We start from the raw sequence: 15024 nt of genomic DNA on the forward strand, positions 1-15024 counted from the left end.
ATGAGCGACGCTTTTCAGGGCAAGACGGGTCGGGGCACCTGTCTTGCCCTTTCTCTTTCACCACTGCTTATGCAGGGGCGAGTTCTTTAGATACACCTGCCGTTTGCTTGTCAGCTTCGTTTTCAAGCTGAGCAGCGGATGGCTTGTGCGGACCAGAGCCCGACTTGTCCAGCGGGTGGTATGAGATCCGGTAGAACGCACAGTAGAGCGCAGGCACGGCAATCAGGGTCAAAATGGTTGCAAATGCCAAACCACCCATAATTGCCACTGACATACTGCGGAACATCGGATCCACGACCAGCGGGGCCATACCCAGGATCGTCGTGAACGCGGCCATGCAAACCGGTCGCAGACGAGACACGCTGGCCTCAACCACCGCCTGGAAGCGCTCCTTGCCCTCAAAGATCTGAACCGTAATCTCATCAATGAGAACGATCGCGTTTTTGATCAACATACCGGAGAGCGACAGCACGCCCAGGATTGCCATGAAGTCGAGCGGCAAGCCCGTTCCCAGCAAGGCGATGGTCACACCGTTGATGGACATGGGAACCATCAACCAGATGATCAGCGGCTCTCTCACCTTCGCAAACAGAAGGATCGAGATGATGATCATGGCCAGGAAGCCAAGAGGCAATGCGTTGCCCAACGATGCATTCGCCTCATTGGAGCTTTCATACTCACCGCCCCACTCCAAGGAGTAGCCGTACGGGAGAGGAATAGCCTCAATCTCACCGCGAATGCGGGCATGCGCAACGGAGGCCAGCTCATCATCCGCGTTCGCCCCCATAACAGTCAGGGTCTTCACGCGGTCGCGACGCCGGATAAGGGTATCCTCGGTCACGGTCTTCACGCCGTCGGTTACCTGATCGATCGGCACGTAGGCACTTTGCTGAGAGCTCCATACCAACGTATCCATGAGGATCTCGGAGGCCGTCGTGCCCTCTGCCCGCTCACGGCGTACCATGATTGGGATGTTCTCATCCTCATCGCGATAGCTGCCAGCGCGCATACCATCCGATGAGAACAGCACAGCATTCGCAAGGTCCTGACGTGTAATGCCAGCGATGCGAGCACGGTCTTCATCAAACACCGGCTGCAACACCAGCTCACGTTCGCGCCAATCGGTTCGAACATCGTACAAGCGATACTTAGGATCCTTGAAGATCACTTCCGCCTTGCCTGCAAGTTCGCGCAGCACATTGGCATCTGGACCCGAGAAACGCGCCTGAATCGAGGCGCCTGACGGCGGTCCATAGACGAGACGCTCTGTAAACACGCGTGCATTCGGGAAGGTCTGTGCACTGAACTCGCGAATTTTCACGGCCAGTGCATCGATCGTTTCCGTCGTGGATGTGCGAACGATGATCTGACCATAGTTCGGAGTTGCATCCTCTGGGCTGTAGGTCAGCATGAAACGCGCCGCGCCACGCCCCGCAAATGAGGAGGTATCCGTCACGCTGTCGAGTGAATGGATGTACTCATCAAGGATCTGCAGATCACGGTCTGTGCTGCGCACATCCGCCCCCTGAGGCGCCCAGTAGTTCACATAGAACAGCGGTGTCGAAGAGTCGGGAAAGAATGCAATGCCCACATACTTGAAGCTGTACATGCACACGGCTGTCGTTGCCACCAACAAGATGATGGTGACCGGACGCAGACGCAGAGCCAGCACCAGAAGATTTTTGTAGGCTACATAGATCACGCCCCGATACGGGTCCTGATCTTCGCCAGACAGGCTGGTGATGAAGAAGTACTTGCCGAATAGCGGCGTCAGCAAGATCGCAAACACCCAGGACATCAGAAGTGAAATCGCCACAACTGCGAACAGCGAGAACAGGAACTCACCTGTTGCATCTGGCGAAAGTCCAATGCCCGAGAACGCCATGATCCCGATGATGGTAGCGCCCAGCAATGGCCACTTGGTCTGTCGCACAACAAGCGAAGACGCGGGAAGTGGTTTCATGCCGCGCTGCATGTTGATCATCATGCCTTCTGCGACCACGATCGCATTGTCCACGAGCATGCCCATGGCAATGACGAGCGCGCCAAGCGAAATACGCTCCAGCTGAAGGCCCAGAATCTCCATCCAGAACACAGTCGCCATCACGGTGAGGAACAGGGACGTTCCCACCACCAGCGCAGCACGCCAGCCCATGAAGATGCCAAGGACGATGATCACAATGGCAACGGACATGGCAAGGTTGAGAACAAAGTCACTCACCGCCGTATCAACAACCACATGCTGTTCGTAAATCGGGGTGATCTCCATACCCAGCGGCAGGGTCTCCTGAAGCTCATTGATGTGCGCTTCAACGTGCTGCCCGACATCCACAATGTTCGTGCCGCCGATGGCGGAGATGCCAAGCGTCACGGCACGGGAGCCGTTGTGACGAACAATCTCGCTTGGATTGTCCGGCTCGCTCACATCCAGCGTCGCAACGTCGGAAAGGCGAACCATTGCCGTGGACCCAGGGCGCCCGATAACCAGATCAGCGATGCTGGTATAGCTATGGAAAGCAGAGTCCGTCACGATACGCAGGCGTGCGTCACCGGCAAGGGTGGTGCCATTTTCCTGAACGGCATTTTCTACGCCCAGAACGGCCATAACATCACTCAAGGTGATGCCAAGCTGTGCCAAGCGGTCCTGAGATACGTTGATGCGGATCTCGTCCTGTGGTTCGCCAAGCACATCGACCTTGGCCACGCCTTCCACCGTCAGCAGCTCACGGCGCAGTTCCTGCGTCATGTTCCGGAACTGGCGATTGCTGTACCCATCCGCGGTAAAGGCATAGTACAAACCGTAGACATCGCCAAAGCTGTCAAAGACGATTGGATCCCGAACACCCGCCGGAAGGTCATTGCGAACATCGTTCACCTTGCGACGTAGTTCGTCCCAAACCTGCGGCAACTCGTTCTTGTCGTAGGTGTCCTTGATTTCGACCTGAATACGGGAAAGACCCGGCTCAGAATTGGAGGTCAACTCGTCAAGCTGAGAAAGCTGCTGAATGGCTGTCTCCAGCTTTTCAGTGACTTCTTCCTCAACTTCTGACGCGCTGGCACCCGGATAGGCCGTAATGACCTGCGCAGTCTTAATCGTGAATTCCGGGTCTTCTAAGCGACCAATACTGGAGAGTGCCCAAATACCGCCAAGCAAGGCGATCAAAACAACCATCCAGACATTGACCGGCTTCTCAATCGAGTAGCGTGCAATATCCATTGGGATCTCCTGGTCCTACTTTACAGGCCGAACGACCTGACCCTCTTGAAGATGGCCAACGCCTGCAGTCACGATCAACTCACCTTCGTCAAGCCCTTCCACCACCGGCACGAACGGACCGAACAAAGTGCCTATTTTCACGTTGCGCTTGTTCACCGCATTGGTCTCTGAGTTGAGAACCCACACGAATGGCTCGCGCTGTGCATCACCCGTCACGGCAGAGGCAGGGACGAGGAACCCCGGGGTCCCAGCAAGGCCATACTGCTTGGAACGGATCTTGACGCTTGCCGTCATGCCCGGAAACACGTTGATGTCCTCTGGGTGTGGCATTGCAAGGGTAATGCGATAGGTCTGTGTGATCGGATCTGCCTCGGTGGAATGCTCGCGGTACTCCAGTTGGTACTCCTTGCCCGGATGGGCCGGAAACTCGGCGGTCATGGAAAGAACATTCTGTGCCCGCGCCTGCGCAAACAACCGCTCAGGAACATTGATATCGATCTGGACTTCGTGGACATCCTGAACACGCACAACAGAGGTGCCAGGACTAATAATCGTGAAGTTATCGACCAGACGAGAGGAAATCACCGCATCGTAGGGCGCATAGATCTTTGTATAGCCAAGATTACGCCGCGCATTTTCCAGCTGAACGGAGGCAAGGTCGAACGCAGTCTTGGCGCTGTCATACGCCCCTTGCGAAATCACTTCCTTGTCCTTCAAGGTCTCATAGCGATCAAGGTCCAGCTTGCGCTGCTGAATGTTGACCTCTGCTTCGCGTACCGCTGCCTCATAGTCGGCAGGATCCAGTGCAGCGATCAGGTCCCCTTTTTTCACACTCTGGCTTTCACGAATTGGCAGTTCTACAATCTGCCCACCAACACGAAATGCCAGATCGACCGTCTGAACCGCTTCGACGCGGCCCGTGAAGTTCCGGGTGACCAGTCCTTCTTCCTCAGATACGGCCATGACGGGTGCCGGACGCGGCTTTGCCTCCACCTGAGCGGAAGCATCTGCAGCTTCTTCCTGACAGCCAGCGAGCATGAGGCCCATTGCGACAAGCACAAGTGGACCACCCCACCAAGTCAATTTGGTCTTAGTACCTTTAGTATTCATAGCTCTTCCCAGGCTGGTACTCGGTTTTTGTTTAATCATCTGGATTGATCTAGGAGCTCAAGAAGCAGTTCTTTGGCTCCTTCGACGAGTTCCGGGCTTCTCGCCTCCAGTCCAAACGCCTCACGGGCGTAAAGCCCATCAACGAATACGGAGGCAAGTGCAGCAGCTCTTAAGTTCTTCGCTTCTTTGTTGACGGAGTTTGTCAAGTTCTGCGTCATTTCGCGGAATGGTTCCAACAGCTCGGAACGGCGGTCACTAAGGGAAATCAGACACACAGCCAAAACATCTTCAGAGACCCCTTGGTCTACTGTGAGCAATGCTCTCAATGTTGGATTGCTAAGGCCCTCTTCGCGATAGGTCCCAGACAATCTTTCAATCTCAGCTTGCCAGCAAGTGCACTGCAACTCGATCAAGCCTGCGATGAGCGCATCCTTGGAACGGTAGTTGTAAAGCACTCCGCCCTTGGACATCCCTGCACGCTGTGCAACGGCATCGATTGTCAGACCGGTCACGCCGACTTCCAATACGATGTCTTTCACTGCCTTCAGGATGACTTCTCGCGTTTCGCTGGCCACTTGATTTCCCTCACGCCACCAATAAAAGGGCGCACTTCGCCCTTCTGTACCGACTAGACGGTTTCTATACCGTCTAGTCGGTTTTTTTGTCAACTGCGTGATCAATGAAGAAGTGAATGGTTAGAATTGAAGCGAAAACCCGGTTCTCGGCCACAAATCATAGTGCAGTTGTTAGGCGAGAAAAGAAAAAGCCGGGAGCAAAGCCCCCGACTTTCAACCTTCTTGTGATTTTGATCACAATAATTGAGAGATTTACTCGGCCGCTGCCTTGAACTGAACCGTGCTTGGATCGTCATCAAGGTGAGCAATGAGCTCATCACGGCGAATCTTCGCTTTCTCAAGTGACGCCTTTTTTACCGGTCCATAGCCTCGGATGAGATCTGGTAGCTTGATGAACTCAAGAAGGAGACCGTAACTGGATGTGCCAAGCAAACCGATGGCGCGGTTGATATCCGCTTCATACTGCTTGATCAGAGCCCGTTCTTCTCGGCGCTCCTCGGTATATCCGAAGGGGTCGAACTTGGTGCCACGCAGCCCTTTGAGACGAGAGAGAACCTCAAACGCCTTGAATATCCAAGGACCGAACTCCTTTTTCTTCGGACGGCCCGTGCGCGCATCCAGCTCACGGGACATCAATGGCGGCGCCAACATGACCTTCAGCTTTCGAGGGTTTTCAAACTGGGCTGCGAGCTTCTGCTTGAACTCTGGATCAGAGTAAAGACGCGCCACCTCATACTCATCCTTGTAGGCCATAACCTTGTAGAGCATGTCTGCCGCTGTCGACGTCAGCTCCATGGTACCGGGTCCATGCACCTCATCCTGTTTGCGCAGCGCCGCAATCTGCGACGTAAATGCGCTTGCGTAACCGGTATTCTGGTAGGCCGTGAGCTCCTTGGCATAAAACGCAATCTTTTCGTCTAGGCTCATCGCTTTCAGCGCATCTTCACGCGGCATGGCCTTAAAGATCGCCTCTGCATTGGCATAAAGCACTCGCCCAGCGCGGAAAGCCTTGATGTTTGGCTTCACCGCCGCGCCGTTCAGGGTAATCGCCTGTTCAATCGATTCCGCAGACAGTGGCAGGCTACCGGACTGGTAGGCCAGCCCGACCAGCATCATGTTGGTAAAGATCGCATCGCCAAACAGCTTCTCCGCAATCGTTGCCAAATTGTGCTGAGAAAGCTCTAGCGAAGCCTCTTCGAGCGTCTTTACCATCTTGGCGTCAGCATAAGAGAGCGTCTGCTTCATCGCGAACTCTGCCGTCGGCGCAACTCGCGTATTTGCAAAGGTCTTTGTTCGTGTGCGGTGGGCAAGCGTAAGCTGCTCGGCTTTCGTGGCGACGAGCATATCGCTGGCCAGCAAGATATCAAGCCGTGCTGGCGGCACCCGAGGCCCTTCAATTGTCTTGTCAGCTGCCGCAAATCGAATATGCGATGTTACTGGGCCGCCCTTTTGCGCCAAGCCGGTCATGTCCAATGTTGAGGCTTGAATGCCATCCACATGCGCCGCCATGGCCAAAACTGCAGCTATGGTGGTAACACCCATCCCGCCAATACCGGCAATGAGCATGTTCCGTGTTTCATCCAAGTTGGCAGGCACCACCTCTGGAAGTGTCTCAATGAGACCATCCAAATCAAGCTCAACGCTCTTGGCCTTGCGCAGCGTCGCGCCTTCTACAAACACGAAGGACGGGCAAAAGCCCTTTACGCAGGTAAAATCCTTGTTGCATGACGACTGGTTGATCCGACGTTTTTCGCCAAAATGCGTTTCAAGCGGTTCAACAGACAGGCAGTTGGACTGGACGGAACAATCGCCGCAGCCTTCGCACACACGGTCGTTGATGAAAAGACGCTTGTCCGGATCGGGATAGAGCCCTTTCTTGCGCCGGCGGCGCTTTTCCGCAGCACAGGTCTGATCGTAAACGATCGCCGAAACGCCCTCAAACTGTTGCAGTTCCTTCTGCACCTCCATCAGATGATCTCGGTGCTGAACCGGCATGGAAATCGCGAGATCCCGGCGACCCTCATATATTTCGGGACGCTCTGACAGCAGCGCGATTTTGCCAACACCTTCAGCCTGCAACTGGCTCAAAAGCTCAGGAACCGTCAACTCACCATCATGCTCTTGGCCACCTGTCATGGCCACCGCATCGTTGAAGAGGATTTTATAGGTGATGGGCACCTTCGCCGCGACCGCCTGACGGATCGCCAGAATGCCGGAATGGAAGTAGGTGCCGTCGCCCATGTTTGCAAAAACGTGTTTGTCCTTGGCAAAGTGAGCCTGACCAACCCACAAAACGCCCTCGCCGCCCATGGCGATCTGGCCGTCCGTGGTGCGCCCCGCCACCTCGGTCATGGCGTGACAGCCGATACCCGGCATGGCGCGGGCCCCTTCCGGGACAACTGTAGAAGAAGAATGCGGGCAACCGGAGCAAAAGTACGGAACTCTGGAAGCCTTTTCGCCGTGCCCTTGAGCCCACATCTGCTGGCGCATCATGCGGTCCGCAACCGACTTCATTTCGTCTGTGACGTAATCCCGTGGCAGGAACGTCATCACCGCCCGCACCAGTTCATCCATGGAAAGTTCAAGCACATCGGAGAGCAGAGGATCGCCCTGCGGCGACTTCTTGCCCCACACCTCTGGACGCTGCTGCTCTGACCAGCCGTAGGCCAGCTCTTTGATCTGCGGCTCGAGGAAGGCGCGCTTATGTTCCACCACCATGATGCGCTCAACACCACGGGCAAACTCTCCAAAGCCCGCCGGATCCAGTGGGTAAGGCATGCCGACCTTGTAAACTGCAAGGCCGATCTCCTTCGCACGCTCATCGGTAATGCCGCAGAGTTGAAGCGCCTGGCACAGGTCCCGGTAGGCCTTGCCGGTTGCGACAAGACCAAGGCGTGGCTTGCGCGCACCATAGCCTACATAGTCCAAACGATTTGCGCGGGCATAAGCCTGCGCTGCAGGCAAGCGGATATCACGCAGCAAGCGTTCCGTTTCAAGGCGGTTGCCAAGAAGCAGCACGCGGTTCAATTCAGCGCTCTTGTGCGGGTCCTTGTCTTCAGGCCAGATGAACGACAGACGCTCCGGGTCAACGGAAATCGTCGCCGAGCCGTCCATCGTATCGGCCAGACAGATCATCGCACTCCAAAGGCCCGCAAAGCGCGAGAGCTCAAAGCCATGCAGACCGAAATCCAGAACCTCCTGCACATCGGCAGGGTTCAGTACCGGCATTTCTGCGTGCTGGAAGAAAAACTCACTTTGCGCGGGAAGAATGGACGACTTCGCCAGATGGTCATCCCCAGCCAGAGCCAACACGCCACCGTTGCGGTCCACACCGCTGGCATTTGCCTGTTTCAGCACGTCCCCGGCTCGGTCCACGCCCGGTGCCTTGCCGTACCAGATGCCGAAAACGCCGTCGACATTCGCGCCCTTGCCGTGCTGACGCACCTTCTGGGAACCCCAGACCGCCGTTGCGCCCAGTTCTTCGTTGATTCCCGGCTGAAACTGGATGTTAAGTGGATCTAGAAACTTTTGTGATCGTTGCAGTTCGCTGTCATACCCCGCAATTGGGGATCCACGATAACCGGAGATAAAACCTCCAGTGTTCAAACCCGTTGCATGATCAAGACGTGCGCGGTCAAGCGCAACGCGTACCAAAGCCTGAATGCCTGAAATATAAACTCGACCATTTGTTGAGGTATACTTATCATCTAAACGGACGGTAGGCACATGAACATTCATAGTATGGGGCTCCTCCTCCCTACCGCAACCTGAGGCTTGTCCCTCCTCCTCATGGTTGCGAAAAGCTCACGTTCTCCCCCTTATCATGATCCTTTTTTCTAGATATTTCTGTGCTAACATACCTGATATTACGTAACTAATCGAAATAAAAATTCCTACAGGGGCACATGAACGAAAATTCTCTCCTAGATTTATCGGACATTCGCGTGTTGAGAATCTTGCAACGGGACGCGTCCATGTCCATCGCCGATATTGCCCGGGAGGCAGGCATGAGCCAGACACCGTGCTGGCGTCGAATCAAGAAACTAAAGGAAACGGGCGTCATCAAGCAGGTCGCGGCAGTGGTGGACAGGGAAGCCGTTGGCCTCAATTTTCTGGCCTATTCCTTTGTAAAACTGTCACTCCCCAGCAGGGAGAACATGGAACAGTTTGACAAACTGGTCGCTCGCTGGCCGGAAGTCGTGACCTGCGAACGCATCACGGGTGCCGTCGACTATCTGATCAAAGTGGTCACCAGCGATATCAAATCCTATGATGACTTCCTCAGATTGAAGTTGCTGGACAATGCACTTGTGAGCGACGTGCAGTCTCGCATCGTGGTTTCAACCATCAAGGAGACGGTTTCGCTACCACTTCGCGAAAGTTGAATTAAACTAAAGTTTTAGAGCCGTGTTTCGCACGGCTCCTGGATGACGCACTTCTCTTGCCACCTCTGGTCGGAAAGACTATCCATTGTTGAATTTTTTCGCTGCGTAAGGATCGCTCAGTGACATCCCTCTCTGGCCCGCGCGCACTCGCCGAATTGCCGCTCAAGGCTTTGGCGCTGCTTGGCCACTACGGCACCTACACGGTTGCCATCTCGCTCCTGCTTGGCATCCTGCTGCCGCATCTTGCGAGCACATTCAGACCGTTTCTGACCACGGCCATCTTCATCCTGATTTTTCTGAACCTTTTGCGAGTAGACACCACCGCGCTCCAAGCCCGTCTGCGCCGACCCAAACTGCTCATTGCAGCGGGTGTCTGGATGATGATCGTATGGCCCCTGATCTGCGCTGCTGGCGCGCTAGCCATCGATCTTGAGGCCCTTGCCCCCGGCGCCATGACAGCGCTATTCATTGCCACGGCCGCCCCGCCGGTCATGTCCGCGCCCGCCTTCATTTACATGCTTCGGCTGGATGGGGCATTCAGCCTTGCCCTCTCAGTTGTGACACTCCTGATCGCACCGCTCTCCTCCGCTATGATTGCTGCACTCATCCTGCCAGCAACGCTGAAAGTGGATCCCTTTGCATTTGCGCTGAACATGTTCTTCATGCTGGCGGCAGCCATTGCTTTGGCCGCACTTTGCCGAAAGGTGATTGGTACAGCACGCATCGCCGCCAGCGCCAACCACCTCAACGGCCTCAATTGCATTGTGCTGTTTGTCTTCGCAGTAGCGGCCATGGATGGCGTCGCTCACCTGCTGCTTACAGATCCCGCCGTGCCTCTGGTTTTCACCCTCATCACCTTTGGCGCGACCTTGCTTCAAATGGGTGTGACCGCACTTATGTTCCTCCGCAGCGGAGGCAGCGATGCATTTGTCATCGCTCATTCAGTTGGAGCACGAAATCTCGGCCTCATGCTTGCCAGTCTTGGCGGCAGCATCCCAGAGTTTGCATGGCTTTACTTCAGCCTCGGCCAGCTCCCCATTTTCCTCATGCCCCTATTTCTTTCCCCTCTTGCGCGTCGTTTACGGCCAGTGGGCAACTTGCGTTGACAACGCCCTCGTGCTAGCGCCATGACAAGACTAACAAGCATGCTCTGGAGACCTTGAGATGAGCAATCCACTCGTCATCGCACCGTCCGTTCTGGCCTCGGACTTTTCAAAGCTCGGTCAGGAAGTTCGCGACGTAGCAGAAGCTGGCGCCGACTGGATCCATCTGGACGTGATGGACGGCCACTTTGTCCCGAACATCACCTTCGGGCCGGACTTTATTGCCGCCATTCGTCCGTACACCGACAAGGTCTTCGACACGCACCTGATGATTGAACCAGTCGATCCTTACATTGAAGCCTTTGCCAAGGCGGGCTCCGACTACATCACCATTCATGCGGAAGCCTCCAAGCATCTGGACCGCTCCTTGCAAGCCATCAAGGACCAGGGGAAGAAAGCTGGCGTTTCCCTCAACCCGGCGACCCCAGAAAGCAGCCTCGAGTATGTTCTCGACCGTCTGGATCTCATCCTCGTGATGACCGTGAACCCAGGCTTCGGCGGGCAGAAATTCATCCCTTCCATGATCGAAAAGACGCGCCGCATCAAACAGATGATTGGCGATCGTCCGATCCGCATCGAGATTGATGGCGGCATCACGCCCGAAACCGCCCCCCTCATCACAGAGGCAGGTGCGGACACGCTGGTAGCAGGCTCAGCCGTCTTCAAAGGGGGCACCCTTGAGAGCTACCGCCAGAACATTGCAGCCATCCGTGCTGCTGGAGATGCGGCTCGTCGCTAGTCACACACACCTGATTTGAAACGACAAAAGCCCGCGAGATTGAAGCTTGCGGGCTTTTCCATTTTCAGCGGACAACATGTCCATAGCTACCCTGTGATGGAACGACGCCTAGTAAATGTCGCTGGAACCTTTAGTTGGATGTGACGACAACAAACTGGACACGTGCCGGGCAGCCTCTCCGAAGATCTGGCCATCCGCACCATAGGCCAAAAACCGGTAGCCACTTGCCACGGACGCGTGAAAATGCCTCTCACTGACGCAGTAAATCCCGGCGAACTTCCCAGCGGCCTCGGCCTTCTCAGCGATTTCCTTTTGCATGCTTAATGCATGATCGGATTCGGGTGCCACTTCCCCACCGTTTGAGAGGGTCAAAGACAGGTCCGCGGGCCCGACAAACACACCGTCCAAACCGTCCACGGCTAGGATGTCATCCAACGCGCCAACTGCTTTCGGTGTCTCAATCATCGCCATGGCAACCGTCTCTTCATTGGCCGTTTTCTGGTAGCTTGCCATATCGCAATCGTTCAGCATGCAACCGCGGAAAGCGCCGAAACTTCGCGCGCCAACGGGAGGGTACTTGCAAAACTCAACAAGTCGCTTGGCATCTTCAGCACTGTTGACCATGGGTGCAATCACCGCCTCCGCACCCACATCCAGCATCCAGCTTGCATCCTGAAAGCTGCCAACACACACGCGAACTACCGCAGAAGCCTTGGCAGCAACAATAGCCGAAACGCAGTCCCGCGCCTCGCTACCGCGAGCCATGCCATGCTGCATATCAACCACAACACTGGAAAAGCCTGCGCGCACAAACGCTTCACAGACGACAGGCACCCCGAAGTTGCTCCAGGCGCTGTGAACGACAGCGCCCTGCCTTAGCCTTGAGGCAAGGCTCTCACCACATGTTTTCATGTCTCCTCCCAAAGACAAAAAGCCAATTCACGAGAACAACGCGCGTAAAGCCAAGGCATTGCACGCACATGCATGACCGTCACATCGAACGGCCTCACCCCCGTGTTTGCGTCAGCTCAAGTGCGTTAAACGCTCTCCCTTACCTGCCGCTCCGCCTCAATCTGCATCTGCATCATGTTCCGGCGAATCTGGTGATGGGATTGGGCAACACCTGCCTTGGCAAAGTCTTCAGCAATGCGCTCAAAAACAACGTCATCAGCTTCTGGTTTCAGGTCCAGCGCCACCAACTCGGAGGCATAGGCATCAGCCGCTGCAGGGTCCATACCGAGCTTTTCTCCAGCCCACAGGCCGATCATCTGGTTGCGACGCGCCCTCGCTTTGAAAGCCAGCTCAGACCCGATTGCGAACCCATGCTCAAAGCTTTTTTCGCGGTTGTCGAAGGTCGTCATACGTTTTCTCCCGCTGTGCCGCACTTCTCCCAAAGTGCGAAGAGCCGACTCTCAGCTCACCGATTTCCCTTTAATTCTAAGCGATTGGCACGCCCACGTCAAAATGGCAGTTCACCGTATCTTGTCAGAGACTGCCGGCATTTGGAGGCACTCACGCCTATTGGAAAATGGCCATTTGTGATTTGTCCAAAAGTCGGTTAACTTCCGCGCGCACGAGCGGGGTCCCGAGCCCGCTAAGAGCCATACCCCACCGAGCAGGCCATGAACATGGACGCCGGTGCGGCGGAGGCTGGCGGCAAAGGGCCTTGCAATTGACGTTTCTCGAACACTAGTGGTACGCGCTAATGAACCGCCGCAGGCGAATTTACGAAGGCAAGGCCAAGATTCTTTACGAAGGGCCTGAGCCAGGTACACTGATCCAGCATTTCAAAGACGATGCGACGGCCTTCAACAACCAGAAGCATGAGGTTATTGACGGCAAGGGCGTGCTGAACAATCGGATTTCCGAGTACATCTTCACCAACCTGAACAATCTCGGCATTCCGACCCACTTCCTGCGCCGCCTGAACATGCGCGAGCAGCTCATTCGCGAAGTGGAAGTGATTCCTATCGAGCTCGTTGTCCGCAACGTGGCTGCTGGCTCGTTGAGCAAGCGCCTTGGCGTTGAAGAAGGAACGCAGCTGCCGCGCTCCATCATCGAGTTCTACTACAAGAACGATGAGCTGGGTGACCCGCTGGTCTCTGAAGAGCACATCACGGCATTTGGCTGGGCAACGCCTCAAGAGCTAGATGACATGATGGCTCTGGGCATTCGCATCAACGACTTCCTGTCGGGCCTGTTCATGGGTGTTGGCATCCGCCTTGTTGACTTCAAGATCGAGCTTGGCCGCCTTATCGAAGGCGACATGATGCGCATTGTTCTGGCTGATGAAATCTCTCCAGACAGCTGCCGTTTGTGGGACACCAAGACCAATGACAAGCTCGACAAGGATCGCTTCCGTCAGAATATGGGCGGCATGGTCGAAGCCTATCAGGAAGTCGCACGCCGTCTCGGCATCCTGATCGAGAACGACCGTCCACAGGGCGGTGGTCCTGTGCTGGTTAAGTAATTCAGCCTCTATTGAGACTGACCAGCGAACGCGAAGAAAACGGGGCGACATATGTGATCGCCCCTTATTTTTTCCTTTAATCGCACGCTTGTCCGGGGTAAGAGACCCTCGACAATTTGGCGCTGTTTTTCTGCGGCGCTCAGCGACACGACCCAATTCAGAGGACCAGACAAAACCATGAAAGCACGCGTGACCGTTACCCTTAAGAACGGCGTTCTTGACCCTCAGGGCAAAGCAATCGAAGGCTCTCTGGGCTCTCTCGGTTTTGATGGTGTTGAAGGTGTCCGTCAGGGCAAGGTGTTTGACATCGTATTGACCGATCGCGATGCAGAAGCTGCAAAGGCAGAAATCGAAGCCATGTGCGAAAAGCTTCTCGCCAACACTGTGATCGAGAACTACGCCATTGAGCTGCTCTAGTCTGAGGCCGAGTGCATGCAGGACACATCCAAAGCGCAACAAGATGATACCCGGAAGATCGTTCGCTTCCTGGCCATCAAGGCGGCTGTGTTCATCCTGCTACCCATGCTGCTCTCCCTCCTCGCAGTTTTTATCCTTCTGTAACTCATAGAAAGCTGAGCTAAGGTCCTATGAAGTCCGCAGTCATCATCTTCCCCGGCTCCAACCGGGACCGCGACATGATCAAGGCGCTGGAGAAAATCTCCGGACAGCCTGTCGCCACCGTCTGGCACACTGAAACCGCACTTCCGGATGTAGACCTCGTGGTCCTTCCCGGCGGGTTCTCCTACGGGGATTATTTGCGTTCAGGCGCTATTGCTGCCCGTTCGCCAATCATGCAAGCCATCAAGGACGCAGCGGATAAGGGCCGTCACGTTCTTGGCGTTTGCAATGGGTTCCAGATGCTCACCGAAGCGGGCCTCCTGCCGGGAGCCTTGATGCGCAACGCCTCCCTGCACTTCGTGTGCAAGGAAGTGATGCTCAAGACCGAAAACACCAATACCGCCTTCACCTCCAAGATGGAGAAAGGCGCAGTATGGCGCTGCCCGGTTGCCCACCACGACGGCAACTATTTTGCGGACGCAGAAACCCTGGCCCAGATCGAAGGCAATGGTCAGGTTGCCTTCCGCTATGCAGACGGCACAAATCCAAACGGCTCCCTGAACGACATCGCCGGCATCACCAATGCCAAGGGCAACGTTCTAGGCATGATGCCGCATCCGGAAAATCTGATCGAAGATCTGCACGGCGGCCTGCAGGGCCGCGCCATGTTCGAAAGCGTTTTCGCGAACTTGGCAGCAGCCTGATCTATCTGAAAAAACTACAGAAAAGCCCGCTCAGTGAGCGGGCTTCAGACTGCTGACAAAGTGATTGAAAGTCCTCGCTTTATGCGGGGACTTTTGATTCAATGGGGTATGTTGAAGAAACCCTCCCCCCAGCAGACCGCTTTTGAGATGGTCAGTCTCGAGA

General features: G+C 55.4%; 13 protein-coding genes. 7 read left to right on the forward strand and 6 right to left on the reverse strand.

All coding sequences use genetic code 11. The features are described from left to right. Positions 1 to 67: 67 nt before the first annotated feature. The 4 genes from Q3Y58_RS13885 to Q3Y58_RS13900 form a co-directional block, all read right to left on the reverse strand. Complete coding sequence (locus Q3Y58_RS13885; protein ID WP_319622650.1) at positions 68 to 3217, reverse strand: efflux RND transporter permease subunit; 3150 nt, start codon at positions 3215 to 3217, stop codon at positions 68 to 70. A 15-nt stretch (positions 3218 to 3232) separates the two neighbouring features. Further along, positions 3233 to 4327: an efflux RND transporter periplasmic adaptor subunit gene (locus Q3Y58_RS13890; protein WP_274218653.1), complete on the reverse strand. Its 1095-nt coding sequence runs from the start codon at positions 4325 to 4327 to the stop codon at positions 3233 to 3235. A 35-nt stretch (positions 4328 to 4362) separates the two neighbouring features. Further along, a complete protein-coding gene (locus Q3Y58_RS13895) occupies positions 4363 to 4902 on the reverse strand; it encodes a TetR/AcrR family transcriptional regulator (RefSeq protein ID WP_274218652.1) in 540 nt (179 codons plus the stop codon). 252 nt (positions 4903 to 5154) lie between these two features. Further along, complete coding sequence (locus Q3Y58_RS13900) at positions 5155 to 8640, reverse strand: indolepyruvate ferredoxin oxidoreductase family protein (RefSeq protein ID WP_319622651.1); 3486 nt, start codon at positions 8638 to 8640, stop codon at positions 5155 to 5157. Positions 8641 to 8807: 167 nt separating this feature from the next. On the opposite strand from Q3Y58_RS13900, the gene Q3Y58_RS13905 reads away from it, so the two are divergent. The 3 genes from Q3Y58_RS13905 (at position 8808) to rpe (ending at position 11129) form a co-directional block, all read left to right on the forward strand. Next, a complete protein-coding gene (locus Q3Y58_RS13905; RefSeq protein WP_274218650.1) occupies positions 8808 to 9287 on the forward strand; it encodes an Lrp/AsnC family transcriptional regulator in 480 nt (159 codons plus the stop codon). Positions 9288 to 9406: 119 nt separating this feature from the next. Then, on the forward strand, positions 9407 to 10393 hold the full coding sequence (locus tag Q3Y58_RS13910) for a sodium:proton symporter (RefSeq protein WP_319622652.1): 987 nt from the start codon (positions 9407 to 9409) through the stop codon (positions 10391 to 10393). Positions 10394 to 10451: 58 nt separating this feature from the next. Next, the gene (gene rpe, locus Q3Y58_RS13915; protein ID WP_319622653.1) at positions 10452 to 11129 is read left to right on the forward strand and encodes a ribulose-phosphate 3-epimerase; all 678 of its coding nucleotides are present in this window, start codon (positions 10452 to 10454) and stop codon (positions 11127 to 11129) included. 108 nt (positions 11130 to 11237) lie between these two features. Here the strand turns inward: rpe and Q3Y58_RS13920 are convergent, their stop codons facing one another. Together Q3Y58_RS13920 and Q3Y58_RS13925 are read right to left on the reverse strand one after the other, a co-directional pair. Further along, positions 11238 to 12041: an HpcH/HpaI aldolase family protein gene (locus Q3Y58_RS13920; protein ID WP_319622654.1), complete on the reverse strand. Its 804-nt coding sequence runs from the start codon at positions 12039 to 12041 to the stop codon at positions 11238 to 11240. A 125-nt stretch (positions 12042 to 12166) separates the two neighbouring features. Next, positions 12167 to 12490, reverse strand: coding sequence for a DUF1476 domain-containing protein (locus Q3Y58_RS13925; RefSeq protein WP_319622655.1), 324 nt, complete (start codon positions 12488 to 12490; stop codon positions 12167 to 12169). Positions 12491 to 12834: 344 nt separating this feature from the next. Here Q3Y58_RS13925 and purC point away from each other — a divergent pair, with 344 nt between their 5' ends. The 4 genes from purC (at position 12835) to purQ (ending at position 14861) form a co-directional block, all read left to right on the forward strand. Beyond that, positions 12835 to 13599 (forward strand): phosphoribosylaminoimidazolesuccinocarboxamide synthase, encoded by a 765-nt coding sequence (gene purC, locus Q3Y58_RS13930; RefSeq protein WP_274218645.1) that lies wholly within the window; start codon positions 12835 to 12837, stop codon positions 13597 to 13599. 177 nt (positions 13600 to 13776) lie between these two features. Continuing rightward, positions 13777 to 14016 carry a phosphoribosylformylglycinamidine synthase subunit PurS gene (gene purS / locus Q3Y58_RS13935; RefSeq protein WP_274218644.1) on the forward strand — a complete coding sequence of 80 codons (240 nt, stop codon included), beginning with the start codon at positions 13777 to 13779 and terminating at the stop codon, positions 14014 to 14016. Between the two features lie 15 nt (positions 14017 to 14031). After that, positions 14032 to 14160, forward strand: a complete 129-nt coding sequence (locus Q3Y58_RS13940; protein WP_319622656.1) for a phosphoribosylformylglycinamidine synthase-associated small membrane protein — start codon at positions 14032 to 14034, stop codon at positions 14158 to 14160. Positions 14161 to 14186: 26 nt separating this feature from the next. Further along, on the forward strand, positions 14187 to 14861 hold the full coding sequence (gene purQ / locus Q3Y58_RS13945; protein ID WP_319622657.1) for a phosphoribosylformylglycinamidine synthase subunit PurQ: 675 nt from the start codon (positions 14187 to 14189) through the stop codon (positions 14859 to 14861). Positions 14862 to 15024 lie beyond the last annotated feature (163 nt).

Origin of the sequence: Nesiotobacter zosterae, from assembly GCF_033843645.1 — a bacterium.
Classification (GTDB): domain Bacteria; phylum Pseudomonadota; class Alphaproteobacteria; order Rhizobiales; family Stappiaceae; genus Pseudovibrio; species Pseudovibrio zosterae.

Bases quoted from the DNA above. Each gene is read 5' to 3' on its own strand.
- purS (WP_274218644.1), top strand. From the start codon at position 13,777: ATGAAAGCACGCGTGACCGTTACCCTTAAGAACGGCGTTCTTGACCCT.
- Q3Y58_RS13925 (WP_319622655.1), bottom strand. From the start codon at position 12,490: ATGACGACCTTCGACAACCGCGAAAAAAGCTTTGAGCATGGGTTCGCA.
- purC (WP_274218645.1), top strand. From the start codon at position 12,835: ATGAACCGCCGCAGGCGAATTTACGAAGGCAAGGCCAAGATTCTTTAC.
- Q3Y58_RS13900 (WP_319622651.1), bottom strand. From the start codon at position 8,640: ATGAATGTTCATGTGCCTACCGTCCGTTTAGATGATAAGTATACCTCA.
- Q3Y58_RS13905 (WP_274218650.1), top strand. From the start codon at position 8,808: ATGAACGAAAATTCTCTCCTAGATTTATCGGACATTCGCGTGTTGAGA.
- rpe (WP_319622653.1), top strand. From the start codon at position 10,452: ATGAGCAATCCACTCGTCATCGCACCGTCCGTTCTGGCCTCGGACTTT.
- Q3Y58_RS13885 (WP_319622650.1), bottom strand. From the start codon at position 3,217: ATGGATATTGCACGCTACTCGATTGAGAAGCCGGTCAATGTCTGGATG.
- purQ (WP_319622657.1), top strand. From the start codon at position 14,187: ATGAAGTCCGCAGTCATCATCTTCCCCGGCTCCAACCGGGACCGCGAC.
- Q3Y58_RS13940 (WP_319622656.1), top strand. From the start codon at position 14,032: ATGCAGGACACATCCAAAGCGCAACAAGATGATACCCGGAAGATCGTT.
- Q3Y58_RS13890 (WP_274218653.1), bottom strand. From the start codon at position 4,327: ATGAATACTAAAGGTACTAAGACCAAATTGACTTGGTGGGGTGGTCCA.
- Q3Y58_RS13920 (WP_319622654.1), bottom strand. From the start codon at position 12,041: ATGAAAACATGTGGTGAGAGCCTTGCCTCAAGGCTAAGGCAGGGCGCT.